Below are 22,966 nucleotides of genomic sequence, written 5' to 3' on the forward strand. Positions count from 1 at the left end.
CGGAATGACCATGCCGCCGCGCGTACCTGTTGATGCCGAATGAACGCCACGGTCCCGCAGACGGTTAAGCGCCCGCAGAGACGATGATCGGCAATTCCGCCGGTTCGTCCGTGGAGGGTGTCATGGGCTTGGTAATTCTACTCGTCGTCGGGGGGCTGATCGGCTGGGTCGCCAGCATCATCATGCGGACCGATGGTCAGCAGGGGATATTCCTCAACGTGGTGGTCGGAATCGTCGGCGCCATGCTCGCCGGCTTCCTGCTGACGCCGCTGATCGGCGGCGCGCCCATCACCAGCGGTGTCATCAGCCTGCCGTCCATCCTCGTGTCGCTGCTGGGCGCGGTGGTCCTTCTGGGGATCGTCAATCTCTTTCGCCGCGGCACCGTCCGCTGAACGTTCCGTCGCTCCCTTCCGGTTCCCGTCCGCACGACGCGTGCGGCGGGCGGGGGGCGGCAACCTACGACCAAGGAGGTCACAATGCACAGGCACGTCATCGCCGCACTCGTCGCGGCGTCCCTTGCGGCGGGCGCGTCCGCACAGAGCGCGCACGGATCGCACAACCCGGCGTTGAAACACCCCACCGCCCATGACGTGGCGGCGCCGGCGAAGGGTCGCAATTCGTTCACCGAGGCGCAGGCACGCGGTCGCCTCGAAAAAGCGGGGTTCAGCGGGGTCAGCAGCCTGACCAAGGATCGCAACGGCGTCTGGCAGGGCACCGCGGTCAAGAACGGCGCCAAGGCGACCGTGATGCTTGATTACAAGGGCAATATCACCACCCGCTGAGGCGGGCCGGACAGCCAATCAGGAGACAGATCATGACCAGGACGATCACGCGCCTGTATGACGATTATGCGGACGCCAAGGCTGCCGTCGCGGCGCTCGAGAGCCATGGCGTAGCGCGCGACGACATCAGCATCGTCGCCAACAATGCCGACGGCCGCCATCAGATCGGCGATGGCGCGCGCGCCGACGGTTTGCACGAAGGCGTCAACGACCATGGCGACGTCAGCCGGGGCACGTCCACCGGCGCGGTCCTGGGCGGGGCCGGTGGCCTGCTTGCCGGCCTGGGGCTATTGGCCATTCCCGGCCTCGGCCCGATCGTCGCGGCAGGCTGGCTCGCTGCCACCGCGGCGGGCGCCGGGATCGGTGCGGCAGGCGGCGCGGCGACGGGCAGCATCGTCGGCGCGCTCAAGACCGCGGGCCATAGCGACGAGGACGCCAACGTCTATTCGGAAGGCGTCCGTCGCGGGGGGACGCTGGTCAGCGTGCGCACCGACGATTCAGCGCCGGGACAGGTGGAGGCGATCCTCGATACCTATCGTTCCGTCGACCCGGGCGCGCGCGGCGCCGCCTATCGCGCGCAAGGGTGGAGCGCGTTCGACGCCTCCGCGCCAGCCTATACGCGCGACGAGGTGGAGCGCGATCGCGCGTCCCTCTCGACGCACGGCGACCGCGTCCTCTAGGGCGGGGGCATAGCGGCAGCCGAGGGCGGATGGTGGGACGTAAACTCTACAACCTGGGCTGCCGCATCTGCGGGCGTGGCGCGGACATGTTCGGCCACCCCGCTTCGATCGTTCTGGTCGCGCTCTTCTGCGCGATTTGGTTTCTGGCGGCGGGCGCGGCCGGCGAGAACGCACTGACCCTGATCCTGTCGGTACTGTCCATCACCCTTACCCAGATGGTGCTGAACGGGCAGCGTCGCTCCGAGCAGGCGCTGCACCTCAAGATCGACGAGCTGGTCTACGCCATTCAGGGTGCCCGCAACGAGGTGGCGGGTATCGAGACGAAGTCGACGGAGGAATTGGACGCGCTTCGGCGGACGGGCGAGGCCGCCGAGGACGAACTGGCGCTTCGTGGCGCGACCGACGAAGGATAGGGGTGAGGGGCGCCTCGCGCGAATACAGCCTGTGCCGGGGAAGCGGCGCCGGTCACACGTTCCAAGTTGGATTAAAGCCACGACCCCCGTCGTTCCCACCACGAGAAGGTTGGAATTGGGGGACGATGAATGCAGCGGATCGCTGGAGCCATCTTTCTGTCGGTGATGGCGGTCGGCCTGGGTGCCGCCGAGCCGGCGGCGGCGCAGGTCATCGCGTCGCTCGGCGCAGATCATAGCAGCGGCAGCTATGGCACTGGGGCGCGGATCACGACGTCGAGCGCCTCGATCGGACTGCGCGTCAGGCGCAAGCGGGTGAGCGCCTTCGCCAGCCTTCCCGTCGTCCGTGTCGATGCGCCCGGCAATGTCGTCTCGACCGGCGGCCTGCTCGGCCTGCCGATCCTGGTCGATCCCGCGCGCCCCGCGACGCGCGTGCGGCGCGGCGGCATTGGCGACGCCGTCGTCGGCGCCTCGGTCCAGTTGGTCGAGCCGCGGCGGCATCATGTCGCACTCGCCGTGACGGGCAGCGCCAAGCTGCCGACGGCGTCGTCCGCCCGCGGCCTCGGCACGGGCAAGGCCGACTTTGCGGTGACGATGGAAGCAGCGCGACCCGGCAAGGTGACGCCCTTCGCCGCGCTCGGCTATACCGTCACGGGCCAGCCTGCCACCTATCGGCTCGAGAATGTCACGACCGCCAAAGGGGGCGTCGCGCTTCGCGTCGGGCGGACGAGCGGGGTCAGCCTCTCCTTCGATCACGCCTCGCGCGTCACCGAGACGACGGGAGACCGGCAGGACGTCGCGGTCGGCCTGGAGACTAACCTGTCGTCACGCCTGTCGCTGGGCGTGCAGGGCAGCACCGGGGTAAGCCGCAGCGCGCCCGCCGCGAGCGCGGGAATGCGGATCGGCGTCCGCCTCTAGAGGACGATCCGTCAGGGTTGGATCGGGGGCGATGCCGGTCCCGCTTTCATGGAGGTGAATCAGGCCCCGGTCAGGCGACGCTCACCGCCAGCCGCGCTGCCGTGCCCTGATCTCGCCGGCGGCATCGAGCGGGTCGCCGGCCATCATCGCCTGTGCTGCGTTCAGCAGGGCCGCGTCGCCCGAGGCTGCCTGGCGATAATCGGTCCCCGCCGCATGGCTCCCCGGCGTGGTCCTCACCAACCGCCAGCCTTCGCCGTCGCGGCAGGCGATGCCATCCCGCGCGCTGCCCGCGAAGACACGGCAATAGGCGCCCTGCTGGTTACGGAAGCTCACCAGCACCCGAGGATCGCCGTCCATCGCCGCGAGGCGCGTGTCGAGCGCCTCGCCGAGCGCGCCGCCGGCATGATCGGCGCTGCCGGGCGATTGCCGCCACGGCGCCGCCAGTCCGAGGGAGAGCGCCAGTCCGGCGGCCACCGCTCCGGCCGGCCACCAAGGCGAGACGCGGGGGCGGCGCGGCGGCAGTACGACGACGGTATTGGTCAGCAGCGCGGCGAGGCGATCGGGCACCGGCTCCTCCGCGATCGGCGAGAAGGCGCGGGCCATCCGATCGCGCAGCGCGCGATGGTCCGCCACGCGACGCTCGAGCGCGGGATCGTTCGCCATCGCCTGTTCGACCCGTTTCGCGGCGATGGGATCAAGCTCGCCATCGGCATAGGCCATCAGCAGCGAATCGTCGATCGTCATGCCGCTTCTCCCATCCGCGCGAGCAGCGCCTGGCGTCCGCGGACGAGGCGCGACGTCAGCGTGCCCATCGGCACATCGAGCACGGCGGCCGCTTCCTTGTAGGCGAGCCCCTCGACGAGGACGAGCGCCACCGCCTCCCGCTGCTCATCGGGCAACTCCGCCATCGCGCGCTGGACCAGGGCCAGTTCCAGCCGCGCCTCGATCGCGTGGGCACCGTCGTCGCCGATCGCGACCCCGGCCTCTTCGGGCAGGAAGGTCTGCGCGGCGCGGGTGCGGGCGCGGCCCTGGTCGATCCAGGCGTTGCGCGTGATGCGATACATCCAGCTGTCCATCCTCGTTCCCGGTTGCCATTGGTCGCGCGCGTTCAATGCCTTTTCGATCGCCACCTGGCACAGATCGTCACCGTCCGCGGCGTCGCGCGACAGAGAGCGGGCAAAGCGCCGCAGGCGCGGCAGGATCTCCAGCAATTCGTCCTCGAACCTCGCCAATGTCGCTCCGATGTCCCTTCTGGCGGATGAAACGCATGCCGGTGGCCGTTTCATCCCCATGATGACATATTCCTGGCGATGAAAGCGAGACTAGCGTCCCTCTTGGCGGCGGCGTCGATCACGGGAACGGGGACGGCGGAGGCCCAGCTGCTGCCCACGATGCCCCGTATCGGTGAGCTGGCGCCGGCGCTCGGTCCGGTGGCGGATACCGTCGCAGGCATTCCTGAGCGCGGCGCCCGCGCGCTGGAGGCCTTGCGGATCGACCGTGTCGCCGCGTTGGTCCGGCGCTACCCCGATCGGATCGCGAAAGACCCGCAAGGATTTCCGGCGCGCGCCGGCGAGCTGGTCCTGACCGACCCCGATGCGGCGCTGGTCGCCGCCGCGACCCGGCAAGGATATCGCGAGATCGAGAGCGGGGACCTTCTCGGCGTGCGCTTCACCCGGCTGGCGGTCCCGCCCGGCCGCAGCCTCGCGGCGGCGATCCGCGATCTGCGCAGGCTCGGCGCCAGCGACGTCGCGGCCGATCAATTGCACGTCGAAAGCGGCGCCATCGCGACCTCGCCCATCGTCCCTGCCGGTGCGGCCGGCCCGAGCGGGGCCGCGCTTCAAGTCGGCGTGATCGATGGCGGCGTCGCCGACGCGCCCGACCAGCGCGGCTTCGCGATCGGTGCTCCAAGGCCCAGCGCCCATGGGAGCGCGGTGGCCTCGCTGATCGCGGGCAGGGGACCGATCCGTGGCGCCGCACCGGGAGCCCGGCTCGTCGTGGCGGACGTTTACGGTGCCGATCCGGCCGGCGGCAACGCGACCGCCATCGCCAAGGCGCTGGCGTGGCTGGCCGCACGGGGCGTCCCCGTCGTGAACGTCAGTCTCGTCGGCCCCGCCAACCCGCTGCTCGCCCGCGTCGTCGCGGCGGCGCAGGCCAGGGGCATGCTGATCGTGGCGCCCGTCGGCAACGACGGCCCGGCGTCGCCGCCGAGCTTTCCCGCATCCTATCCGGGGGTCGTCGCGGTGACCGGGGTCGACGCCCGCAACCGCGTTCTCATCGAAGCTGGGCGCGCCACGCATCTCGATTATGCCGCACCCGGCGCGGACATGATGGCGTCGGCAGCGGACGGAGCGGCTATCGCCGTACGCGGGACATCGTTCGCCGCGCCGCTGGTCGCCGCGACGCTTGCCCGAGCCTATCCATCGACCGATCCCGGCCGTCGCGCGGCGGCACTGGGGTCCGTCGATCGCGGAGCGCGACCGCTCGGTCCCCGCTATGGACGCGGTATCGTCTGTGGCGATTGCCGCACGCAGCCTCGCTGAATTTTTTCGGGATTAAACGCATCGGCGCATCCGTTCTCCGATCAGACACGCAACATCTGAAGGAGAATGACATGACCAAGTGGCTGATCGGCACGGCCCTCTGCCTGATGACCGTAGCGCCTGCCTCGGCGCAGCTGCTGGGCGGTGCCGGTGGCGGCATGCTCGGCGGTGCTCTGGGCGGTGCGGGCTCCGGCAGCGCCGGCGGAATGCTCGGTGACACGATGGGACGCGCCACCGGCGCGGCCTCGTCGAGCGGCTCGCTGCAGGCGCAGCGCAGCGTCGACACCCGCAGCGGACGGGCAAGCGCTTCCGGCAACGCGTCGGGAGCATCGGCGCTGCACGGCGCCACGGGTCTCGGCGGACGTTCGGCCAGCGGCTCCGCCGGCGCGACCGGCTCCGCGGGCGGCTCGGCGGATGCACAGCTCGTCGGGACGGATGCGCTGACAGGCGCGGCGCGCAGCGGCGTCGCCGCTACCCGCGGCGCGGTGTCGCAGGTGCGCAGCGTCGGTGGCATGGCGGTGAATGGCGCCCGGAAGGCAGCCGGACAGACGCTCTCGGCCGGCGGTGGCGCGGCAGGAAACGGCAGCGTGGCGGGTGGACTTGGCACCGGGCCGTTGGCCCTGGCCGGTAGCGCCGCCGCGGAGGGGGCGGGGAGTTTCGCCGTCACACGCGGCATGAACGTCGCCGACGCGCGCGGGCGTGTGATCGGAACGGTTCAGTCGGTTCGCACCACGGCAAGCGGCGCGGTCGAGGCGGTGACGGTCGCCGTCGGCAACCGGCTCGCCAGCCTGCCCGCCGGCAACTTCAGCGGATCAGGCGATGTCCTCGTCTCCCAGATGGGCAAGGCCGAGGTCGCCCGTAGCGCCAAGGATCAGCAGGCGCAGTGATCCCGGGCGACGCACGGTAAGGGGGTCTTTCCGGCCGTCGGTCTACAGCCGACGGCCGGTGGCTTCTCGACGCGACGTCCGCGAGGTCAGGCCAAGATTGGACAGGCCGAAGTCGGACGCTTCCGCTCCCGTTTGCCTGAGGAGGCGGGTCACTTCATCGGGATCGGCTTTCCCATCACCATGACGTAGGACACGTGCGTCACCGCATCGGCATCGGTCAGCGGATCGCCGTCGACGGCGATCAGGTCGGCGCTCTTGCCATTGTCGAGCGTGCCCGTCTCCGCGGCCAAGCCCATCAGTTCGGCCCCACCCTTCGTCGCGGCGATCAGTGCGTCGCGCGGCGTCATGCCACCCTTCGTCACCATCAGGCCGATCTCCTGCGCATTCTGGCCATGCGGGAAGACGCCGGCGTCGGTACCTAGCGCGATCTTCACCCCGGCCTTGTAGGCGCGATTGAGGCCGACGCCCCAGGCTTCGAACGCCTGCCGCGCCTTCTTCTCGCTCGATGGCTGCAGCAGGCCCTTGCCGACCATCTGCACCGCGCCGCGGAAGGCCAGCAAGGTCCCGACGTAGAAGGTGCCGCGCGTCTTCATGTCGGCGATGCCGGCGGCATCGACGAAGGTGCCGTGTTCGATCGAGTCGACGCCCGCACGTACCGCGGCATCGATGCCCTTGGCGCCGTGCGCATGCGCCGCGACCTTCAGGTGGAGCGCGTGGGCGGTATCGATGATCGCCTTCATCTCGGCGTCGGAGAAATGCTGCTCCAGGCCGATATCGCCGGGATCGAGCACGCCGCCCGTCGCCATGAACTTGATGACGTCGACGCCCTGCGCCCCCAGGCGGCGGACCGCCTTGCTGCATTCTTCCGTGCCCGTGCACACCGTGAACATCTCCGGCGTGGCCTCCAGCGCGTCGCGAAGCGTCGGCGAAAGTCCGACGGCGGGGTCGGCATGGCCGCCGATCATCGACAGCGGCTGGCCGGACACTTCTATCCGCGGTCCCGGCACGCTGCCGTCGCGGATCGCATCGCGTACCGCGATGGCGGACGTCCCGCTCGATCCGACGTCCCGCACGGTGGTGAAACCGGCCCGCGCCGTGATCAGCGCGTTCTTGACGCCGGTGACCGCGGCATAGCTGTCCGAATATTTGGGTCGCAGCGTCTCATACCAGGGCAAATTGGCGTCGCTGGTCAGGTGGACGTGGACGTCGATCAGCCCGGGCATGACCGTCTTGTTGCGCAGGTCGACGATCGTCGCGCCGGCGGGCGCGACCGCGCCGGTCTCGACGCGCGTGATGCGGCCGTCCGTCACGATGACGGTGGAAGGGCCGCGTGCTGGCGCCGATGCGTCGATGATCAAGCGACCGGCCTGGATCGCGTAGGTCTCCGCTCCCGCTGCGGATGCGCAGAGCGCGAGGACGGCGGCGGCAACGGTTTTGAGCATGTGGACCCCCTCAGACATGCGCCACCCGATTCGATCGCGCATGGCGTCACCGTGACAGCATAAGGCGTTGCCGATCAACCGTTACGATCACGGCGTGGGGCGGCCGGCGGCGTCTTCCTGCAAAGCGGTCCCGGTCGCGTGCGCGAACCCGGCCTTGGCGGGATCGCACGGCCGCCGGCGCATGGGAGGATGGGGCAGGGCGCATCGGAGTTCCTGGTCCCCGCAGCCGTCGCCGACGGCGTTCGGCGGCGCCGGCAGACCTTGCCCGCCAAGCTATTGTGATCGCCGCCGTGGTCTGCATAATGACAGTAGATCGTACCTGCCGCGGCGGGATCGCGTATGGGGAGCGGCGGGATTCAGGAACCCCTTTGTTCGTCCACGCGCGGGCCGTCCGATCCCCTCTTGCCGAAAGCTGCCCGATGCGTTTGATCGCCAGTTGCCTATGTGCCGTCATGATCGCCGGATCGGCCGCCGCGCAGGACAAGCCGCAGGTGACCGTCGCGGATTATACCCGCGCAAACCATCAGCTGGCACCGTGGACGGTGCCCCTCGTCGATCATGCGGTGCGCTCGGCGCATTGGATCGACGCGCGGCGCTTCTGGTACGTGGACAGCGATCACGGCGTGCCAACGATCATGCTGGGCGATGCGGTCGCTGGCACGAAGGCGCCGGCGTTCGAGACCCTTGGGTTGCTGGCGTCGCTCAACGCAGCCGGCCTGAAGGAACGGGATGCGACCAAGCTCGGCTTCGAAAACCTGGAACCGAACGCCGCCAAGACCAGCGCGATCGTGTCGATCGGTGGCGAGCGATATGATTGCGGGCTGGCTCGCCCCTATGTCTGCACCAAGCTTCCCGCGCTGGGCGCGGGGCAGATCGCCGGCTATCTCGTGCAACGCGGCGCGGCAGCGTCGGCGGTGCTCTCTCCGGACGGCAAGCGCGCGGTCTTCCTGCGCGACTGGAACCTGTGGGTTCGCGACGTGGCCAGCGGGGCGGAGCGGCAGCTGACGAGGGACGGCGTCAAGGATTTCGGCTATGCGACCGACAACGCGGGCTGGAAGCATTCCGACCAGCCGATCGTGATCTGGTCACCCGATTCTCGGAAGGTCGCGACCTTTCAGCAGGATCAGCGCGCCGTGGCCGATTTCTCGACGACCACGACGCAGGTCGGCCATTCGCGCGTGGACATGTGGAAATATCCCTTCGTCGGGGACAAGGAGATCATCCACATCCAGCGGGTGATCGTCGACGTCGACGACGGGCGCGTCCTCCGCCTCAAGATGCCGGCGGACCTGCACCGCTCGTCGTTGTGCGACGACGTGGTATGCGGGGAGGGACCGCAGGACATGCAATGGGCGAAGGATGCCCGGACGCTCGCCTTCGTCTCGACGTCGCGCGACCACAAGGTGGAGACGGTGCGGATCGCCGATGCGAGCACCGGCGCGGTGCGCGACGTGTTCGCCGAGACCGTGCCGACCTGGTTCGACAGCGGCTACAATGACGAGGGGATCAACTGGCGCTATCTGTCCGAGCGCGGCCAGATACTGTGGTGGTCGCAGCGCGACGACTGGGGCCATTACTATCTGTACGACGCGGCGAGCGGCAAGCTGGTGCGGCAGGTGACGCAGGGCCGGTGGAACGTCGACCATCCGGTCCATATCGACGAACGCAGCGGACGCATGCTGATCGCCGGCGTCGGGCGGGAGCCGGGAGTCGATCCCTATTACCGGAGCATCTACGCGGTCGATCTGAACGGCGGCAAGCCGAAGCTGCTGACGCCGGAGAAGCAAGACCATATCGCGGTGCCGTCGGACGACGGACGATATTTCGTCGACATCTATTCCACCCCCCAACAGCCGCAGAGCGCGGTGCTGCGACGGGCGGACGGATCGGTGGTCGAGGAACTGGCGAAGGGCGACGCGACGCGTCTGCGCAACGCGGGATGGCAGCCGCCGGAGACTATCGCCGTGCGGTGCAGCGACGGCCGGACGCTCTGCTATGGCCTGCTCTTCAAGCCGGCGCAGCTCGATCCGCAGCGGAAATACCCGGTGATCGACTATATCTATCCGGGGCCGTTCATCGGGACGATCGCCTCCCGCCAGTTTTCCCCGTCGATGGGCGACGCGAACGCGCTCGCACAGCTCGGCTTTGCGGTGGTGGAGATCGACGCGCTGGGTACGCCGCGCCGGTCGAAGGCGTTCCAGGACTTCTACTATCGCGACATGGGCGAACAGGCCGTTCCCGACCAGGTCACCGGGATCAAGGATCTCGCCACGCAATATCAGTGGCTGGACCTCGATCGCGTCGGCATCTGGGGCCATTCGGGGGGCGGCAATGCGACCGCCGCGGCGATGTTCCGGTTTCCCGACTTCTTCAAGGTCGGGATCGCCGAGAGCGGCAATCACGACAACCGGAACTACGAAGACGATTATTACGAGAAATATCTCGGTCTGCTGACCAGCGATGGCAAGACGTCGAATTACGACCTGCAGGCCAATCAGGATCTTGCGAAGAACCTGAAGGGCAAGCTGCTGCTGGCGCACGGACTGCTCGACGACAATGTGCCGGTGTCCTCGACGCTGCTCGTCGTCGACGCGCTGGAAAAGGCGAACAAGGACTTCGACCTCATTCTCTTTCCGCGCGCGCATCACGGCTATGGCGATACCTCCAGCTACATGATGCGGCGGCGCTGGGACTATTTTGTCGAGAACCTGATGGGGGCGACGCCGCCCAAGGAATACAAAATCGTCGGGCCGGGCGCAGTCAGGTGACGGTGCGTGAAGCGGCGGCCGGATCCCTGTCCGGCCGCCGGGTTCGCGCGAAAACGCGCCAACCGGTCAGCTGATCAGGGCACGGCCGGACGGTTCGGCGCATCGCCGCTGCCCGGCGTGTCGGCGCCGGGCGAGGAGTGCCCGATCGCCGGCGCGGCCGTCGCCTGCAGCAACGCGCGCGCTGCCGGCCGTTCCGGACTGTCGTAGGCGCCCGCCGCCACGGGCAGGATCACGGTGCGCGCCGCCGCCATATTGCCGACGCCGACCAGACCGGATGCGAGCTTGAGCCGCGGGGCGGGGGCATTCGGCACCTCCGTCATCACCTTCTGCAGGGCGTCGAGCGCGCGGGTCGGCGGCGTGGCGCCGATCTGCGCGAAGCTGGCATGATAGGCGAGCAGCGGCTCGATCGCCTCGCCGTCGATCCGGTTCGCCGCCGCGATCGCGCTCCGCGCGCGCGCGATCAGCGCCGGTCGCTCGTCAGCCGGCGCCTGCGCGGCTTCGAGCACCAGCGCCATGCCCTGCCACGCCATCGGGGCGGCGGCCTCGGGCGCGAGGGCGCGAGCCCGCTCCGCCGCCGCGAGGCATTCCGGCGCATGGTCGCTCTTGCACTCTGCCTCGGCGAGCAGCAGGTGCGCGCCCACTTCGTTCGGCCACCGGATCGCCGTCATGCGCAATCGCGCCAGCCACCGGTCGCGGCCTGCCAGCGCCCTGGCGCGCTGCTTCTCGATCGCCTGGGCGACGCCGGGGGGCGTATTTGGCTGCGGCGCGTCGGGAATGGCGATGCGCGACCCGAGCTCCAGCCGCCCCTTGACGAACGCCGCCTCTCCCTCCGTCAGGCGTCGGACGAGCGGCGCATCGTCCTTGGCGGGGGTGTAGATCACCTGCTCATAGGGCTTGCGCGCGAACATGTACTTGCGGATCTCCGCCGCGAGCTGTTTCTGATCGCCGAATACCTTCGCCGCCTCCGCCGCGCCCGCACCATTGGCGCGCATCGCCAGATAGCGGTTGAGCTGCGGCCGCCGCGTATCGGAAAACAGCAGATAATGCGTCAGGAGCCATGCGTGGATCGGCGTCCATCCCGTCTTGCGGGGCTGTTCCGCCAGATAGCTGTCGTCGAGCACCTTGCCGAGCGGATAGCCGCCGAATTCGTCGAACACCGCGCCGGCACCCGCGGGGGAGCGGCCGAAGATGAGCTGGTTCTGACCCTGCAGCGCGAACGACGCGAAGATCTGGCCGAACCCGTCGAGGTACCAGCGTGGATAGGCCGCCGGGAAGTACGTCATCAGGAAATGCTGGGCGTAGCCCGCGTAGATCATGCTCGTCGCCGGCACGTCGATCGATTTGGCGTTGACCGTCACCGTCAGGTCGTGCGGGCCACGCAGCCCCGCCGCCGCGAAGTCGCCGATCAGGGCGGACTGCTGCGCCAGCGCGCCCATCGCATTGGCGCCCCCGGCGTCCGGCGCGCCGGTCGTCGGCGGCGCCGCCGTCATCGCCAGGGAAGAGACCGCGCTCTGAATGGACCGCAGGTTGATCGGCGTTCGCTCGATCACCGTGCGCTGGTCGACCCGCGTCGTCGCCATGACGGCGCCGTCCTCGCGCGGGTCGTAATAGCGGGTGACCTGGAACAGGTCGTTGAACGGCCCCTGCTGCCAGCGCGTGTTCTGCAGGTCCATAGCGGAAAACTCCGCCGTATCGCCGATCAGGGTGATGCGTATCTTGACGACGTCGTCGGCCTGATCGCTGCGCCCGAAGAGGCCCGACAGCAGCCAGTGCAACCGCTCGACGTTGCGGGCAATGCGCGACAGCTCGGCCTCGGACCCGTCGCCGATCAGCGAGACATGATCGGTATCGGCCTGCTTCCAGCTGCTGAGCCTGGATCGCTTGCCCGTGACGATGATGTCCCTGTCCCTGTCCCTGGCCGCGTGGCCCGCGTCCTTCGCCGGCGGCTGATTCTGCGCCTGCGCGGGTGCGCCAAGGGCCGCGGCCAGCATGGCGGCGAAGACGAAACTTGAGCGTACCATCTGCCAAGCCTTTCTGGATATGCCGATCCGGACGACGGGATGGTACCGGTATCGGCGGATCCGGCAAATGACATTCTGGTATCGCCGGCGACGGCGCGGCCGATGCCGGATAGGCGTCAAGGTTCCGACTGAAGGCCCCGCCGACACCGCTCAACCGCCGCCGAAGCCGCCGCCACCGGGCGTTTCGATGACGATGCGGTCGCCGGCCGCCCACTCGATCTGCGCCACGCCGTCGAGTTCCCGATGCGTGCCGCCCCGTCTTTCCAGGCGCTGCCGACCGACGGCGCCGTCCGCTCCGCCCGCCAGGCCGAACGGCGCCACGGTGCGGCGCGAGGCGACGATCGTGGCGGTCAGCGGCTCCAGCGCGGTGAGCGCGCGGATGACACCGTCGCCGCCGCGGAAAAGCCCGCCGCCGCCGGAGCCGCGTCGCACGGAGAACCGATCCAGCCTGACGGGATAGCGAAGCTCGAGAATTTCCGGATCGGTGATCCGCGTGTTCGTCATGTGGCTATGTACCGCCGATGCGCCGTGGAAGCCCGGTCCGGCACCGGTCCCGCCGCAGATCGTCTCGTAATATTGGTGGCGCGCGTTGCCGAACAGGAAGTTGTTCATCGTCCCCTGCGACGCGGAACAGGCGCCCAGTGCCCCGAGCAAGGCGTTGCACACGGCCTGGCTCACCTCGGTATTGCCGGCGACGACCGCGCTGCCGGGCGGCGGCGCGAGGAAGCTGCCGGCGGGTATCACGATGGTGAGCGGGGCGAGGCAGCCCTCGTTGAGCGGCAGGTCCTCGCCGATCAGGCATCGGAAGGCATAGAGGACGACGGCCCTTGTCACCGCGGGCGGCGCGTTGAAATTGCCGTCGCGCGCCGGGCCGGTGCCGGTGAAGTCGATCGTCGCCGCGCGCGCCTTGCGATCGATGGTGACCGCGACCCTCAAGCACGTGCCGTCGTCCATGGGGTAGGTGAACGTCCCGTCCTCCAGCCGCGACAGGACGCGGCGGATGCTCTCCTCCGCGTGGTCCATGACATGGCCCATATAGGCACGCACGATCGGCCAGCCGCTGGCCGCGACCAGCGCCTTCAGCTCGGCGATGCCGGTCGCATTGGCGGCGAGCTGCGCCTTGATGTCGGCGACGTTGGTGTCAGGACTGCGCGCGGGAAAACGCGCCTTGGCCAGGAGGTCACGGAACGCGGCCTCGCGCATCGTGCCGCCGTCAACGAGAAGGAAGTCGTCGATGACGACGCCCTCCTCCTCGAGCGTGCGGGATAGGGGCGGCGTCGATCCCGGCGTCAGCCCGCCGATGTCGGCATGATGACCCCTGTTTGCGACGAAGAAACGGATGTCCCTGCCTTCCTCGTCGAAGACGGGCGCGATCACCGTCACGTCGGGCAGGTGCGTTCCGCCGTTGAACGGATTGTTGAGCGCGACGACGTCGCCCGGCCTCAGCGTGTCGCCTCGCGCCGCGATGACCGCGCGGACACTTTCTCCCATTGCGCCAAGATGGACCGGGACGTGCGGGGCGTTGGCGACCAGCCGTCCTTGGGCGTCGAACAGCGCACAGGAGAAATCAAGCCGCTCCTTCATGTTCACGCTGCTCGCCGTGTTGCGCAGCACGACTCCCATCCGCTCCGCGATGCCCATGAAGCGGGTGTTGAACAATTCTAGCCGTACCGGGTCGACGGTGAGCGGGTCGGGCACGCGCTGCCTGTCGCCTGCATGATGCGTCAGCCGCAGTTCGCCGCCCGTGCCGACGCAGATAAGCCAGCCCGGTTCGACCATGGTGGTCGCAATTTTTTCGCGGATCAGGGCCGGCCCATGGATCCGGTCGCCGGGCCGCAGCGCCGCCCGGTCGTGGATCGGCGTGCTGTGCTCCTTTCCTCCGGTCCACACGGTGACGTGCGCGAGCGGTGCCAGCATCGGGCCGTCACGGGGTGGTAGCGGCAGCGGCGTCGCCCGCTCGCCGGCGACGACCGCCTCCACCATCACGCTCTCGACGACGATAGGGCGGTCGGGACTGACGAAGCCAAAGCGCGCCCGATGCGACTCTTCGAACGCGAGGCGCATGACGTCCGTCGCGGCCCAGGCGACGGGCAGCGCCGTATCCGTCCCCGCGTAGCGGAGGTGCACGGTCGCCACCCGCTCCGCGTCGGCGCCGACCTCCGCCGCCGCGGCGCTGCCGAGCGTCGCGACGATGTCGTCCAGCGCCTCGCCGAGCGGTCGCTCCACCGAACGCTGCCGGATCGCCACCCGGTCGGCGAGGCCCATGCCATAGGCGGAGAGCACGCCTGCAAGCGGGTGGATCAGCACCGTGCGCATCCCCAGCACCTCGGCAACGCGGCAGGCATGCTGGCCACCCGCTCCGCCGAAACACTGGAGCGCGAAATCAGCCACGTCCTTGCCTCGTTCCAGCGCGACGCGCTTGATCGCGGCCGCCATGTTGGCAACGGCGACGTCCAGGAACCCCTCCGCCACCGCACGCGGGTCGTCGGCACCCGTCGCGTCGGCGAGCGCGGCGAAAGCTTGCCGCGGCGCCTCGCCGTCGAGCGGCTGGTCGCCGGACGGTCCGAAGACGGCGGGAAAATGCTCGGGCTGGATCTTGCCGACGAGCAGGTTGGCGTCGGTCACCGTCAGCGGTCCGCCGCGGCGGTAGCAGGCAGGGCCGGGGTTCGCACCCGCGCTGTCGGGCCCGACGCGAAAGCGCGACCCGTCATAATGGAGGATCGATCCTCCGCCCGCCGCGACGGTGTCGATCGCCATCATCGGCACGCGCATCGCGACGCCGGCGACCTCCGCGTCGAGCACGCGCTCGAACCGTCCGGCATAGAGCGCGACGTCAGTCGAGGTCCCGCCCATGTCGAAGCCGATCACGCGGTCGAAGCCGGCGACCTGCGCGGTGCGTGCCGCCGCGACGACTCCGCCTGCCGGTCCTGACAGGATGGCGTCCTTCCCCTGAAAGACGCGCGCCTCCGCGAGGCCGCCGCTGGACTGCATGAAATGGAGGGGTATCGGACCCAGCGCGTCGGCGACGCGGTCGACGTAGCGACGCAGGACTGGCGACAGATAGGCGTCGACCACGGTCGTTCGCCCTCGGGTGACGAGGCCGATCATCGGGCTGACGGCATGGCTGGCGGAAATCTGGGTGAAGCCGGCGATCCGCGCCAGTGCCGCTACGCGCGCCTCCGTTTCGCCATGCGCCCATGCATGGGTGAGGGCGATCGCCACCGCCTCGAACCCCTCCGCGCGACGTGCGGCGAGCAGCGCGGCGGTTTCCGCCTCGTCCAGCGGCAGGACGAGCGCACCATCTGCCGCGATCCGTCCTCCGATCTCGATCACGCCGTCGAACAGCGGCGCCGGCCGATCGATCGCAAGGTCGAACAGGCGCGGCCGCGTCTGGTCGCCGATCGTCAGGAGGTCGGCGAAGCCCGCGTCGACGACCAGCAGGGTGCGCGCGCCCTTGCGTTCCAGCAGCGCGTTGGTGGCGACGGTCGTGCCCATCTTGACCTCTGCGATCCGGTCGACCGGCAACGGTTCCTGCTCATCCAGGCCCAGGATCGCGCGGATGCCCGCAATGGCGGCGTCGGCGTAGCGTTCCGGCGCCTCGCTCAGCAGCTTGGCCGTGGTCAGCGTGCCGTCGGGCGCACGCGCCACCACGTCGGTGAAGGTGCCGCCGCGATCGACCCAGAACGACCAGCCAGCCATCGCGTTCTTCTCCCGACCGATTCGAATACGATTTATCGATAAAAAGCGGCTTGGATTGACACGCTTCGCAAAGAACGCAACCCTGATGCGGAGGAGGTCGGCATGGCGGAAGACAGGCGGCCGATCGTATCGTCGGCGCATCTCGCGGACGGCGCGACGCCAGCGCTCTCGGAGCTCGAATTCAGCCTGACATTGGCGGCGGCGGCGTATCAGCGGTGGATCGCGCGCTGCGCGTCGGCCGCAGGTCTGGCGCTGGCGCCATTGGAGGTGCTGATCCTGCACACCGTCCGGCATCGCGACCGCGCCAAGCGACTCGCCGACATCGCCCTCGTCCTGGACGTCGAGGACACGCATCTCATCACCTATGCGATCCGCAAGCTGGAGCGGGCGGGACTGGTCGCCACGCAGCGGTCCGGCAAGGAGAAGCTGGTGTCCGCCACCGATGCGGGACGCTCCTTCTGCGCACGCTATCGCGACATCCGCGAAGGCGTCCTGGCAACGGCCGTCGCCGCCGACGGTCCGGACGGCCCGGCCCTGTCTGCCGCGGCCGAGTTGTTGCGGCGCCTGTCCGGCCAATACAATCAGGCGGCGCGCGCCGCCGCCACGCTCTAGCGGGAACCGCCTGCCATGCTCGTCCTGTCGGGGATCGTGATCATCGTCATCGGCTTCGCGCTGGGCGTGAACCCGTTGCTGGTCGTGACCGTCGCCGCCTTGGCCAGCGCCGCGGCGGCGGGCTACGGGCCGATCGCCGTGATCGCCATGATCGGCAGGGCCTTCGTCGACGCCCGGTTCCTCGCGGTCCCCTTCCTGGCGCTGCCGACGATCGGACTGCTCGAACGGGCCGGCCTGCGCGACAAGGCCCGCGACTTCGTCCGTCGGCTGCGCCGGGCCACGACCGGCAGGGTGCTGCTCGGCTATCTCGCGCTCAGGCAGATCACGGCGGCGCTCGGGCTGGTGTCGCTTGGCGGCCATGTCCAGATGGTCCGCCCCATAATCGCCCCCATGGCCGAGGGCGCGGAGGAGCGGGACGACCGGCCGCCGCTGGCCCCCGCGACGCGCGACCATATTCGCGCGCATGCGGCCGCCGCCGACAATATCGGCATGTTCTTCGGCGAGGATCTGTTCGTCGCGATCGGCTCCATCCTGCTCATCCGGGCGATCCTGGAACAGGATGGCGTGACGGTGGCGCCGCTTTCGGTGGCCGTGTGGGCGATACCCACCGCCATCGCCGCCTTCCTGATCCATGGCGTCCGGCTCCTGTTGCTGGATCGTCGATTGCGGCGGCGGCCGTGATCGGGCTCGATGCCATCGGCGTGGCGGCGGCGACGCTGCCGGCGGCGGTGGCCGTGCATCATGCTCGCGACCGCGGTGCGCCCACGCGGTGGCGCAATGCCGGCTTCTGGGGGATCTTCGCGCTGTTGCTCGGGGCGGGGTCATGGCTGCCCGACCTCGTCGACGGGTGCCTGGTCCTGGCGATGGTCGCCCTGGCGACGCTCGGCCTTCGCCCGGCGGACGTCGCCAGCAGCGGTGCGGATCGCCGTCGTGCCGACGCTGCGAGGCTGGGGGCGTGGTTGTTCGTACCCGCGCTGATGCTGCCGGCGGTCACGCTGGCGGGCACGTTGCTCGTCGGCGACGGTCGCATCGCGGGCGTGGCGCTGATCGATCCGAAGCAGGTGACGTTGGCGGCGCTGGTGATCGGCGCGGTCGTCGCGCTGACGCTGGCCGTCGTGCTGACCCGTCCGCCGCGTGCCGCACCCGTCGCGGAGGCGCGCAGGCTGGTCGATTCGATCGGCTGGGCGATGGTCCTGCCCCAGATGCTGGCGGCCCTGGGCGGCGTCTTCGCGATGGCCGGCGTGGGGAAGGTGGTCGCGGGCGGTATGGTCCATGTCGTCGCGCTCGACACGCCACTCGCCGGCACGATCGCCTATTGCGTCGGCATGGCGCTGTTCACGATGGTGCTGGGCAATGCCTTCGCCGCCTTTCCGATCATGACCGCGGGGATCGGCCTGCCGCTGCTGATCCGCCATTTCAACGGCGATCCCGCGGTGGTCGCGGCGCTGGGCATGCTTTCGGGGTTCTGCGGCACGTTGATGACGCCGATGGCGGCGAATTTCAACCTCGTGCCTGCGGCGGTCCTCGAGCTGCGCGACCGGTTCGGGGTGATCCGGGTGCAATGGCCGACGGCGCTGATGCTGCTCGCCTTCAACATCGCGGTGCTGGCCCTGTGTGCCTTTCCCGGAGGGTGGCGATGACCCCCGAGCAGGCCGCGGCGTTCGCGCGGATCGCCCTTGGCCATGTGACGCGCGAATATCCGCACAAATCCGACCATATCATGACCGATCGCGCCGATATCTACACGCCGCGCGACCTGCATCCGATCTTCTTCGGCAGCTTCGACTGGCACAGCTGCGTCCACGGCTATTGGCTGCTTGCCCGCGTCCGCCGCCTGTTTCCCGACCTGCCGGAGGCCACGGCGATCGATGCCCTCTTCGCGGATGCCTTCTCGCCCGCGAAGGTCGCCGCCGAATGCCGCTATCTCGACCGCCCGGACGCACGCGGCTTCGAGCGCCCTTATGGCTGGGCATGGCTGCTGATGCTGTACAGCGAACTGGTCGTTGCGGGACTGCCGCATGCCGCCACGCTGCGGCCGCTCGCGGACGCGTTCGCGGCGCGATGGCGCGCGCATCTGCCGCTAATGACCTATCCGGTGCGCGCGGGCACGCACGCCAACAGCGCCTTCGCGCTGGTCCTCGCCGATCGCTATGCCCGCGTCGCCGGCGATGCGGCGATGCGAGACGCCATGGCCGAGCGCGCGCAGCTTTGGTTCGGCCGCGATCGGCAGGCGCAGGCGTGGGAGCCGAGCGGCGAGGACTTCCTGTCCCCGACGCTGATGGAGGCGATGGCGATGCAGTGCCTGTTGCCGGCCGAGACGTTCGCCGTCTGGTTCGCCGGCTTCCTGCCTTCGTTGCCCGAGACCCTGGCGACACCCGCCCGTGTCAGCGATCGCGCCGACGGACGGATCGCGCATCTCGACGGCCTCAACCTCAGCCGCGCATGGGCCATGCGCGCGCTCGCGGGCGCGTCGGACGGCCGGCTGCAGGCGGCCCTGCAAGCCGCCGCCGCCGACCATCTCGCGGCCGGGATCGGCGAGCTGGCGGGCGACTATATGGGCGAACATTGGCTCGCGAGCTTCGCCGCGCTGGCGGTCACCGGGACGGACTGAGGCAGGTCGGCATCCGCCGATCGCGATGGACGCTGCGCCGTCGCTCACTCAGCCGCGAAGCGGCCGAACCTCTCTGATCAGGTCGATCAGCAGACGTAGCGCCGTGGGAAGGTGCCGGCGGCCGGGGTAATAGATATGGAAGCCGCTTCCTATCGGCGACCAGTCGTCCAGCACGGGATGCAGGGTGCCGCTGTCCAGAAACGGGCGGAGCACGGCTTCGGTCGCGTAGATGATCCCCGCACCACGCAGGCCGAAGGCGACGGCCGCGTGGCTCGCGTCGACCGTGATCGGGCCGGGCGTCGCGATCGCGATCGCCTGGCCGTCCCGCTCGAACTCCCAGTGATACAGCTTCTCGTTGCCCAGGCGGATACCGACGCAGCGATGCGCGCGTAGGTCGTCCGGAACGCGGGGCATGCCGAAGCGCGCGATATAGGCGGGTGCCGCTGCGGCGATCCAGCGCAGGTCGGGCGACAGTCGCTGCGCGATCATGTCCTCCGGCACCGTACCGCCGTAACGGATGCCGGCGTCGAAGCCGCTGCCGACGATGTCGATCATCCGGTTGCTGACGCTGACGTCGATCGCGACGTCGGGGTAGCGATCGACGAACACGGGCATGACCGGCTCCAGGATCAGGCCGACCGCATCCTCGAGCACGTTGATGCGGACCCGCCCCGCGGGCGCGTCGCGATACCGGTCGAGACGGCCCGCGGCGTCTTCGATCGCCTGCATCGGCTGTTCGATGCTCGCGCGAAGCTCCTCGCCGGCGGCGGTCAGCGTCACGCTTCGCGTCGTCCTGTTCAACAGTCTGACGCCGCGCCGTGCTTCGAGCGCCGTCATCGCATGGCTCAGCGCCGATGTCGTGACGCCCATGGCGGTTGCCGCCCGCCGAAAGCTGCCGAGCCGCGCGATGGCCAGGAAATAGGCGAAGTCCGCCAGGTCCGAACGGCTGATCTGCATCGTCCCGGCATAGCTTATTGTTGAGCTTGGTTCACCAGTTCATTGCCTTTGGCGTCGGTAATCACGGGAGGCCGCGTGCCCTAGATAGTCGTCCTCGACGCCCGTCATCGGGACGGGCGATCGCGCCGAGGGACACCAGCATGAGGACATTCGGCATCTGCCTGGCGGCGCTGTCGCTGCCCGCCGGCGTCCAGGCTCAGAAAGGAGAGACGGATATGGCGATCGAACGCAAGACGGACATGAAGACCGTCGACGGGCCGACCGACTATTTCACCGGCAAGGCCACCATCACCGGACAATTCCAGCGCGAGGCACCGTCACGTGTGTCCGGCGCCATCGTGCATTTCGAGCCTGGCGCGCGCACCGCCTGGCATACGCACCCGGCGGGCCAGACCCTGATCGTGACCGAGGGTGTCGGCTGGACGCAGATCGCGGGCGGCCCGAAGCTCGAATTCCGTGCGGGCGACATCCTGTGGTGCCCGGCCGAGCACAAGCATTGGCACGGTGCCACGGCGCACGAGGGCATGACGCATATCGCGATCCAGGAATCCGTCGGAGGATCGCCGGTGACCTGGATGGAGAAGGTGACGGACGAGGAGTATCTCGCACCGCTCGGAAGCGAGTGAGGCGATGCCTCACGTCATCGTAAAGCTCTGGCCCGGCAAGACCGAAGACCAGAAGCGTCGCCTTGCCGCGACGATCGTGCAGGGTGTCACCGACACGCTCGACTACGACGAGGACGCCGTGTCGGTCGCGTTCGAGGAGGTCCCGCCGGCGCAGTGGAACGCCCGCGTGTACGAGCCGGACATCAAGGCCAGGTGGACAAGCCTCGCCAAGCGTCCCGGCTACGGCGAGCCGCCCGCCGACGCGGAGGAACGGCCATGATCCTCGACCGGACGTTCATGCTCGCCAACGGCGTGGCGATCCCCGTCATCGGCCTCGGTACCTGGCGGATCGATGACACGTCGGTCAGCCGGGTCGTCCGCGACGCGCTGGCCATCGGGTATCGGCACGTCGATACGGCGCAAGCCTATGGCAACGAACGGGGGGTGGGCGAGGGGCTGCGCGCCAGCGGCATCCCCCGTGACGACGTCTTCGTGACGACGAAGCTGGCGGCGGAGGCGAAGACTCTCGCCGATGCCAGGGCACGGATCGACGGCTCGCTCCGGGCGCTGGCCCTCGACCATATCGATCTGATGCTGATCCACAGCCCGCAGCCATGGGCCGAATTCCGTGAAGACGGCGACTATGATGCCGGCAACCTGGCGGCGTGGCGGGCGCTGGAGGAGGCACATCGCGCCGGCAAGATCCGGGCGATCGGCGTCTCCAACTTCGAACGCGCGGATCTCGACAACATTCTGCGGCACGGGACGGTACGGCCGGCCGTCAATCAGGTGCTGGCGCATGTCGGCAACATGCCCTTCGACCTCATCGACTATTGCCGTGCGCAGGACGTGTTGGTCGAGGCCTATTCGCCGGTGGCGCACGGCGCGGCGCTGCGCGACGCCGACATCTCGGCCTGTGCGGCGCGATACGGCGTCGACGTCGCGCAGCTCTGCATCCGCTTCTGCCTGCAGCTCGGCCTGGTGCCGCTGCCCAAGTCGACGGACCCGGATCATCTGCGGCAGAACGTCGACATCGATTTCGAGATCGCGCCGGAAGACATGGCGCGTCTCGGCCATCCGATCGCGGCATTCGACTATGGCGAGGCCCGGGCCTTTCCCGTGTTCGGCAAGCCACGCCCCGCGGCCGGGGCGCAAACCGCCGGCTGAGCCCGGCTGATCAGACCATTCGCACAAGGTTTATCGTCATGCCCACAACCCAGCGCTTCGAAGGCAGGGTCGCCTTCATCACCGGCGCCGCCAGCGGCATCGGCCGCGCGACGGCCATCGCCTTCGCGCGAGAGGGCGCGCGCCTCGCCATCCTCGATCGTACGGAGGACGCGCTGTCCGGCACCGCCGCCGCCGTTCGCGACGCGGGCGCCGAACCCCTGTTGCTCGGTTGCGACGTCGCACAGCCCGACGAGGTCGGGGCGGCGGTCGCGAAGGCGATCGAGACGTTCGGCCGACTCGATGTCGCCTTCAACAACGCGGGCGTCGAGAACACGGCCGCCCCTGTCCACGAGATCGAGCTCGCCGAATGGGATCGCATCCTCGACATCAATCTGCGCGGTACGTTCGTGTGCATGAAGCACGAGCTTGCGCAGATGGTACGGCAAGGCGGCGGCGTGATCGTCAACACCTCCTCGGGCGCTGGCGTCCGCGGGGTTCCCGGTGGAGCCTCCTATACGGCATCCAAGCACGCGATCATCGGCCTGACCAAATCCGCCGCGCTCGATTATGCCAAGCAGAACATCCGGGTGAACGCCGTCCTGCCCGGCAACATCGAAACGCCGATGATGGATCGCTTCACCGGCGGCGATATCCAGAAGGCGATCGATCTCGAGCCGGTCGGGCGTCTGGGAAAGCCGGAGGAGATCGCCGAAGCCGTATTGTGGATGTGTTCCGATCTGGGTGCGTTCGTGACGGGCGCGGCGATCTCGGTCGATGGCGGCTGGTCGCTCTGACGGGCCGGGGCCGCGATTTTTTCCGGGCCGAACGGTGAGCGGGCCACCGGCGATGCGGGTTGCCGGTGGATTG

22 protein-coding genes are annotated in these 22,966 nt (G+C 69.2%); 16 read left to right on the top strand and 6 right to left on the bottom strand.

Translation table 11 applies throughout. The features are described from left to right. Positions 1-122: 122 nt before the first annotated feature. From IQ292_RS13520 to IQ292_RS13540, 5 genes are all read left to right on the top strand, one after another. The gene (locus IQ292_RS13520) at positions 123-392 is read left to right on the top strand and encodes a GlsB/YeaQ/YmgE family stress response membrane protein (RefSeq protein ID WP_203310842.1); all 270 of its coding nucleotides are present in this window, start codon (positions 123-125) and stop codon (positions 390-392) included. An 84-nt stretch (positions 393-476) separates the two neighbouring features. Continuing rightward, positions 477-782 carry a hypothetical protein gene (locus IQ292_RS13525; RefSeq protein ID WP_203310843.1) on the top strand — a complete coding sequence of 102 codons (306 nt, stop codon included), beginning with the start codon at positions 477-479 and terminating at the stop codon, positions 780-782. A 32-nt stretch (positions 783-814) separates the two neighbouring features. Continuing rightward, positions 815-1,462 carry a general stress protein gene (locus IQ292_RS13530; protein ID WP_203310844.1) on the top strand — a complete coding sequence of 216 codons (648 nt, stop codon included), beginning with the start codon at positions 815-817 and terminating at the stop codon, positions 1,460-1,462. Between the two features lie 29 nt (positions 1,463-1,491). Further along, entirely contained in the window at positions 1,492-1,875 is a 384-nt protein-coding gene (locus IQ292_RS13535) for a low affinity iron permease family protein (protein ID WP_203310845.1), read from the top strand. Between the two features lie 129 nt (positions 1,876-2,004). After that, the gene (locus IQ292_RS13540; RefSeq protein ID WP_203310846.1) at positions 2,005-2,790 is read left to right on the top strand and encodes a transporter; all 786 of its coding nucleotides are present in this window, start codon (positions 2,005-2,007) and stop codon (positions 2,788-2,790) included. An 81-nt stretch (positions 2,791-2,871) separates the two neighbouring features. On the opposite strand, the gene IQ292_RS13545 is transcribed toward IQ292_RS13540, so the two are convergent. Both IQ292_RS13545 and IQ292_RS13550 read right to left on the bottom strand, forming a co-directional pair. After that, a complete protein-coding gene (locus IQ292_RS13545; protein WP_203310847.1) occupies positions 2,872-3,534 on the bottom strand; it encodes an anti-sigma factor family protein in 663 nt (220 codons plus the stop codon). After that, on the bottom strand, positions 3,531-4,022 hold the full coding sequence (locus IQ292_RS13550; RefSeq protein WP_238941092.1) for an RNA polymerase sigma factor: 492 nt from the start codon (positions 4,020-4,022) through the stop codon (positions 3,531-3,533). The genes IQ292_RS13545 and IQ292_RS13550 overlap by 4 nt, the downstream gene beginning before the upstream one ends. Before the next feature lie 78 nt (positions 4,023-4,100). Between IQ292_RS13550 and IQ292_RS13555 the strand changes: the two genes are divergently transcribed. Together IQ292_RS13555 and IQ292_RS13560 are read left to right on the top strand one after the other, a co-directional pair. Continuing rightward, complete coding sequence (locus tag IQ292_RS13555; protein ID WP_203310848.1) at positions 4,101-5,330, top strand: S8 family serine peptidase; 1,230 nt, start codon at positions 4,101-4,103, stop codon at positions 5,328-5,330. A 71-nt stretch (positions 5,331-5,401) separates the two neighbouring features. Then, positions 5,402-6,217, top strand: coding sequence for a hypothetical protein (locus tag IQ292_RS13560; RefSeq protein WP_203310849.1), 816 nt, complete (start codon positions 5,402-5,404; stop codon positions 6,215-6,217). Between the two features lie 149 nt (positions 6,218-6,366). Here IQ292_RS13560 and IQ292_RS13565 read toward each other — a convergent pair whose 3' ends face one another. Then, positions 6,367-7,659, bottom strand: a complete 1,293-nt coding sequence (locus IQ292_RS13565; protein ID WP_203310850.1) for a metal-dependent hydrolase family protein — start codon at positions 7,657-7,659, stop codon at positions 6,367-6,369. Positions 7,660-8,111: 452 nt separating this feature from the next. Between IQ292_RS13565 and IQ292_RS13570 the strand changes: the two genes are divergently transcribed. Beyond that, positions 8,112-10,427 carry a S9 family peptidase gene (locus IQ292_RS13570; RefSeq protein WP_238941093.1) on the top strand — a complete coding sequence of 772 codons (2,316 nt, stop codon included), beginning with the start codon at positions 8,112-8,114 and terminating at the stop codon, positions 10,425-10,427. A gap of 74 nt (positions 10,428-10,501) precedes the next feature. On the opposite strand, the gene IQ292_RS13575 is transcribed toward IQ292_RS13570, so the two are convergent. Beyond that, the gene (locus IQ292_RS13575) at positions 10,502-12,448 is read right to left on the bottom strand and encodes a hypothetical protein (RefSeq protein WP_203310852.1); all 1,947 of its coding nucleotides are present in this window, start codon (positions 12,446-12,448) and stop codon (positions 10,502-10,504) included. A 150-nt stretch (positions 12,449-12,598) separates the two neighbouring features. After that, a complete protein-coding gene (locus tag IQ292_RS13580) occupies positions 12,599-16,147 on the bottom strand; it encodes a hydantoinase B/oxoprolinase family protein (protein ID WP_203310853.1) in 3,549 nt (1,182 codons plus the stop codon). Positions 16,148-16,249: 102 nt separating this feature from the next. Here IQ292_RS13580 and IQ292_RS13585 point away from each other — a divergent pair, with 102 nt between their 5' ends. Genes IQ292_RS13585 through IQ292_RS13600 form a run of 4 tightly spaced genes read left to right on the top strand, consistent with a single transcriptional unit; the run spans position 16,250 to position 19,370 of the window. Beyond that, positions 16,250-16,759, top strand: a complete 510-nt coding sequence (locus IQ292_RS13585) for a winged helix DNA-binding protein (RefSeq protein ID WP_203310854.1) — start codon at positions 16,250-16,252, stop codon at positions 16,757-16,759. A 15-nt stretch (positions 16,760-16,774) separates the two neighbouring features. Next, the gene (locus IQ292_RS13590; protein WP_203310855.1) at positions 16,775-17,440 is read left to right on the top strand and encodes a DUF969 domain-containing protein; all 666 of its coding nucleotides are present in this window, start codon (positions 16,775-16,777) and stop codon (positions 17,438-17,440) included. Further along, positions 17,437-18,399, top strand: coding sequence for a 5-oxoproline transporter, DUF979 family subunit (locus tag IQ292_RS13595; RefSeq protein ID WP_203310856.1), 963 nt, complete (start codon positions 17,437-17,439; stop codon positions 18,397-18,399). The genes IQ292_RS13590 and IQ292_RS13595 overlap by 4 nt, the downstream gene beginning before the upstream one ends. Then, the gene (locus IQ292_RS13600; RefSeq protein WP_203310857.1) at positions 18,396-19,370 is read left to right on the top strand and encodes a DUF2891 domain-containing protein; all 975 of its coding nucleotides are present in this window, start codon (positions 18,396-18,398) and stop codon (positions 19,368-19,370) included. Before IQ292_RS13595 ends, IQ292_RS13600 begins: the two co-directional genes overlap by 4 nt. A gap of 48 nt (positions 19,371-19,418) precedes the next feature. Here the strand turns inward: IQ292_RS13600 and IQ292_RS13605 are convergent, their stop codons facing one another. Beyond that, complete coding sequence (locus tag IQ292_RS13605) at positions 19,419-20,327, bottom strand: LysR family transcriptional regulator (protein WP_203310858.1); 909 nt, start codon at positions 20,325-20,327, stop codon at positions 19,419-19,421. A 140-nt stretch (positions 20,328-20,467) separates the two neighbouring features. On the opposite strand from IQ292_RS13605, the gene IQ292_RS13610 reads away from it, so the two are divergent. From IQ292_RS13610 to IQ292_RS13625, 4 genes are read left to right on the top strand one after another with little or no spacing between them, the layout of a single operon-like run. Next, complete coding sequence (locus IQ292_RS13610; RefSeq protein ID WP_238941094.1) at positions 20,468-20,953, top strand: (R)-mandelonitrile lyase; 486 nt, start codon at positions 20,468-20,470, stop codon at positions 20,951-20,953. 4 nt (positions 20,954-20,957) lie between these two features. Then, on the top strand, positions 20,958-21,212 hold the full coding sequence (locus IQ292_RS13615) for a tautomerase family protein (protein ID WP_203310859.1): 255 nt from the start codon (positions 20,958-20,960) through the stop codon (positions 21,210-21,212). Continuing rightward, positions 21,209-22,099 carry an aldo/keto reductase gene (locus IQ292_RS13620; RefSeq protein WP_203310860.1) on the top strand — a complete coding sequence of 297 codons (891 nt, stop codon included), beginning with the start codon at positions 21,209-21,211 and terminating at the stop codon, positions 22,097-22,099. Before IQ292_RS13615 ends, IQ292_RS13620 begins: the two co-directional genes overlap by 4 nt. A gap of 38 nt (positions 22,100-22,137) precedes the next feature. Continuing rightward, on the top strand, positions 22,138-22,893 hold the full coding sequence (locus tag IQ292_RS13625) for a glucose 1-dehydrogenase (RefSeq protein ID WP_203310861.1): 756 nt from the start codon (positions 22,138-22,140) through the stop codon (positions 22,891-22,893). The last annotated feature ends 73 nt before the right edge of the window (positions 22,894-22,966 follow it).

The sequence above is a fragment of the Sphingomonas beigongshangi genome, from assembly GCF_016820445.1.
Taxonomy (GTDB): Bacteria; Pseudomonadota; Alphaproteobacteria; order Sphingomonadales; family Sphingomonadaceae; genus Sphingomonas; species Sphingomonas beigongshangi.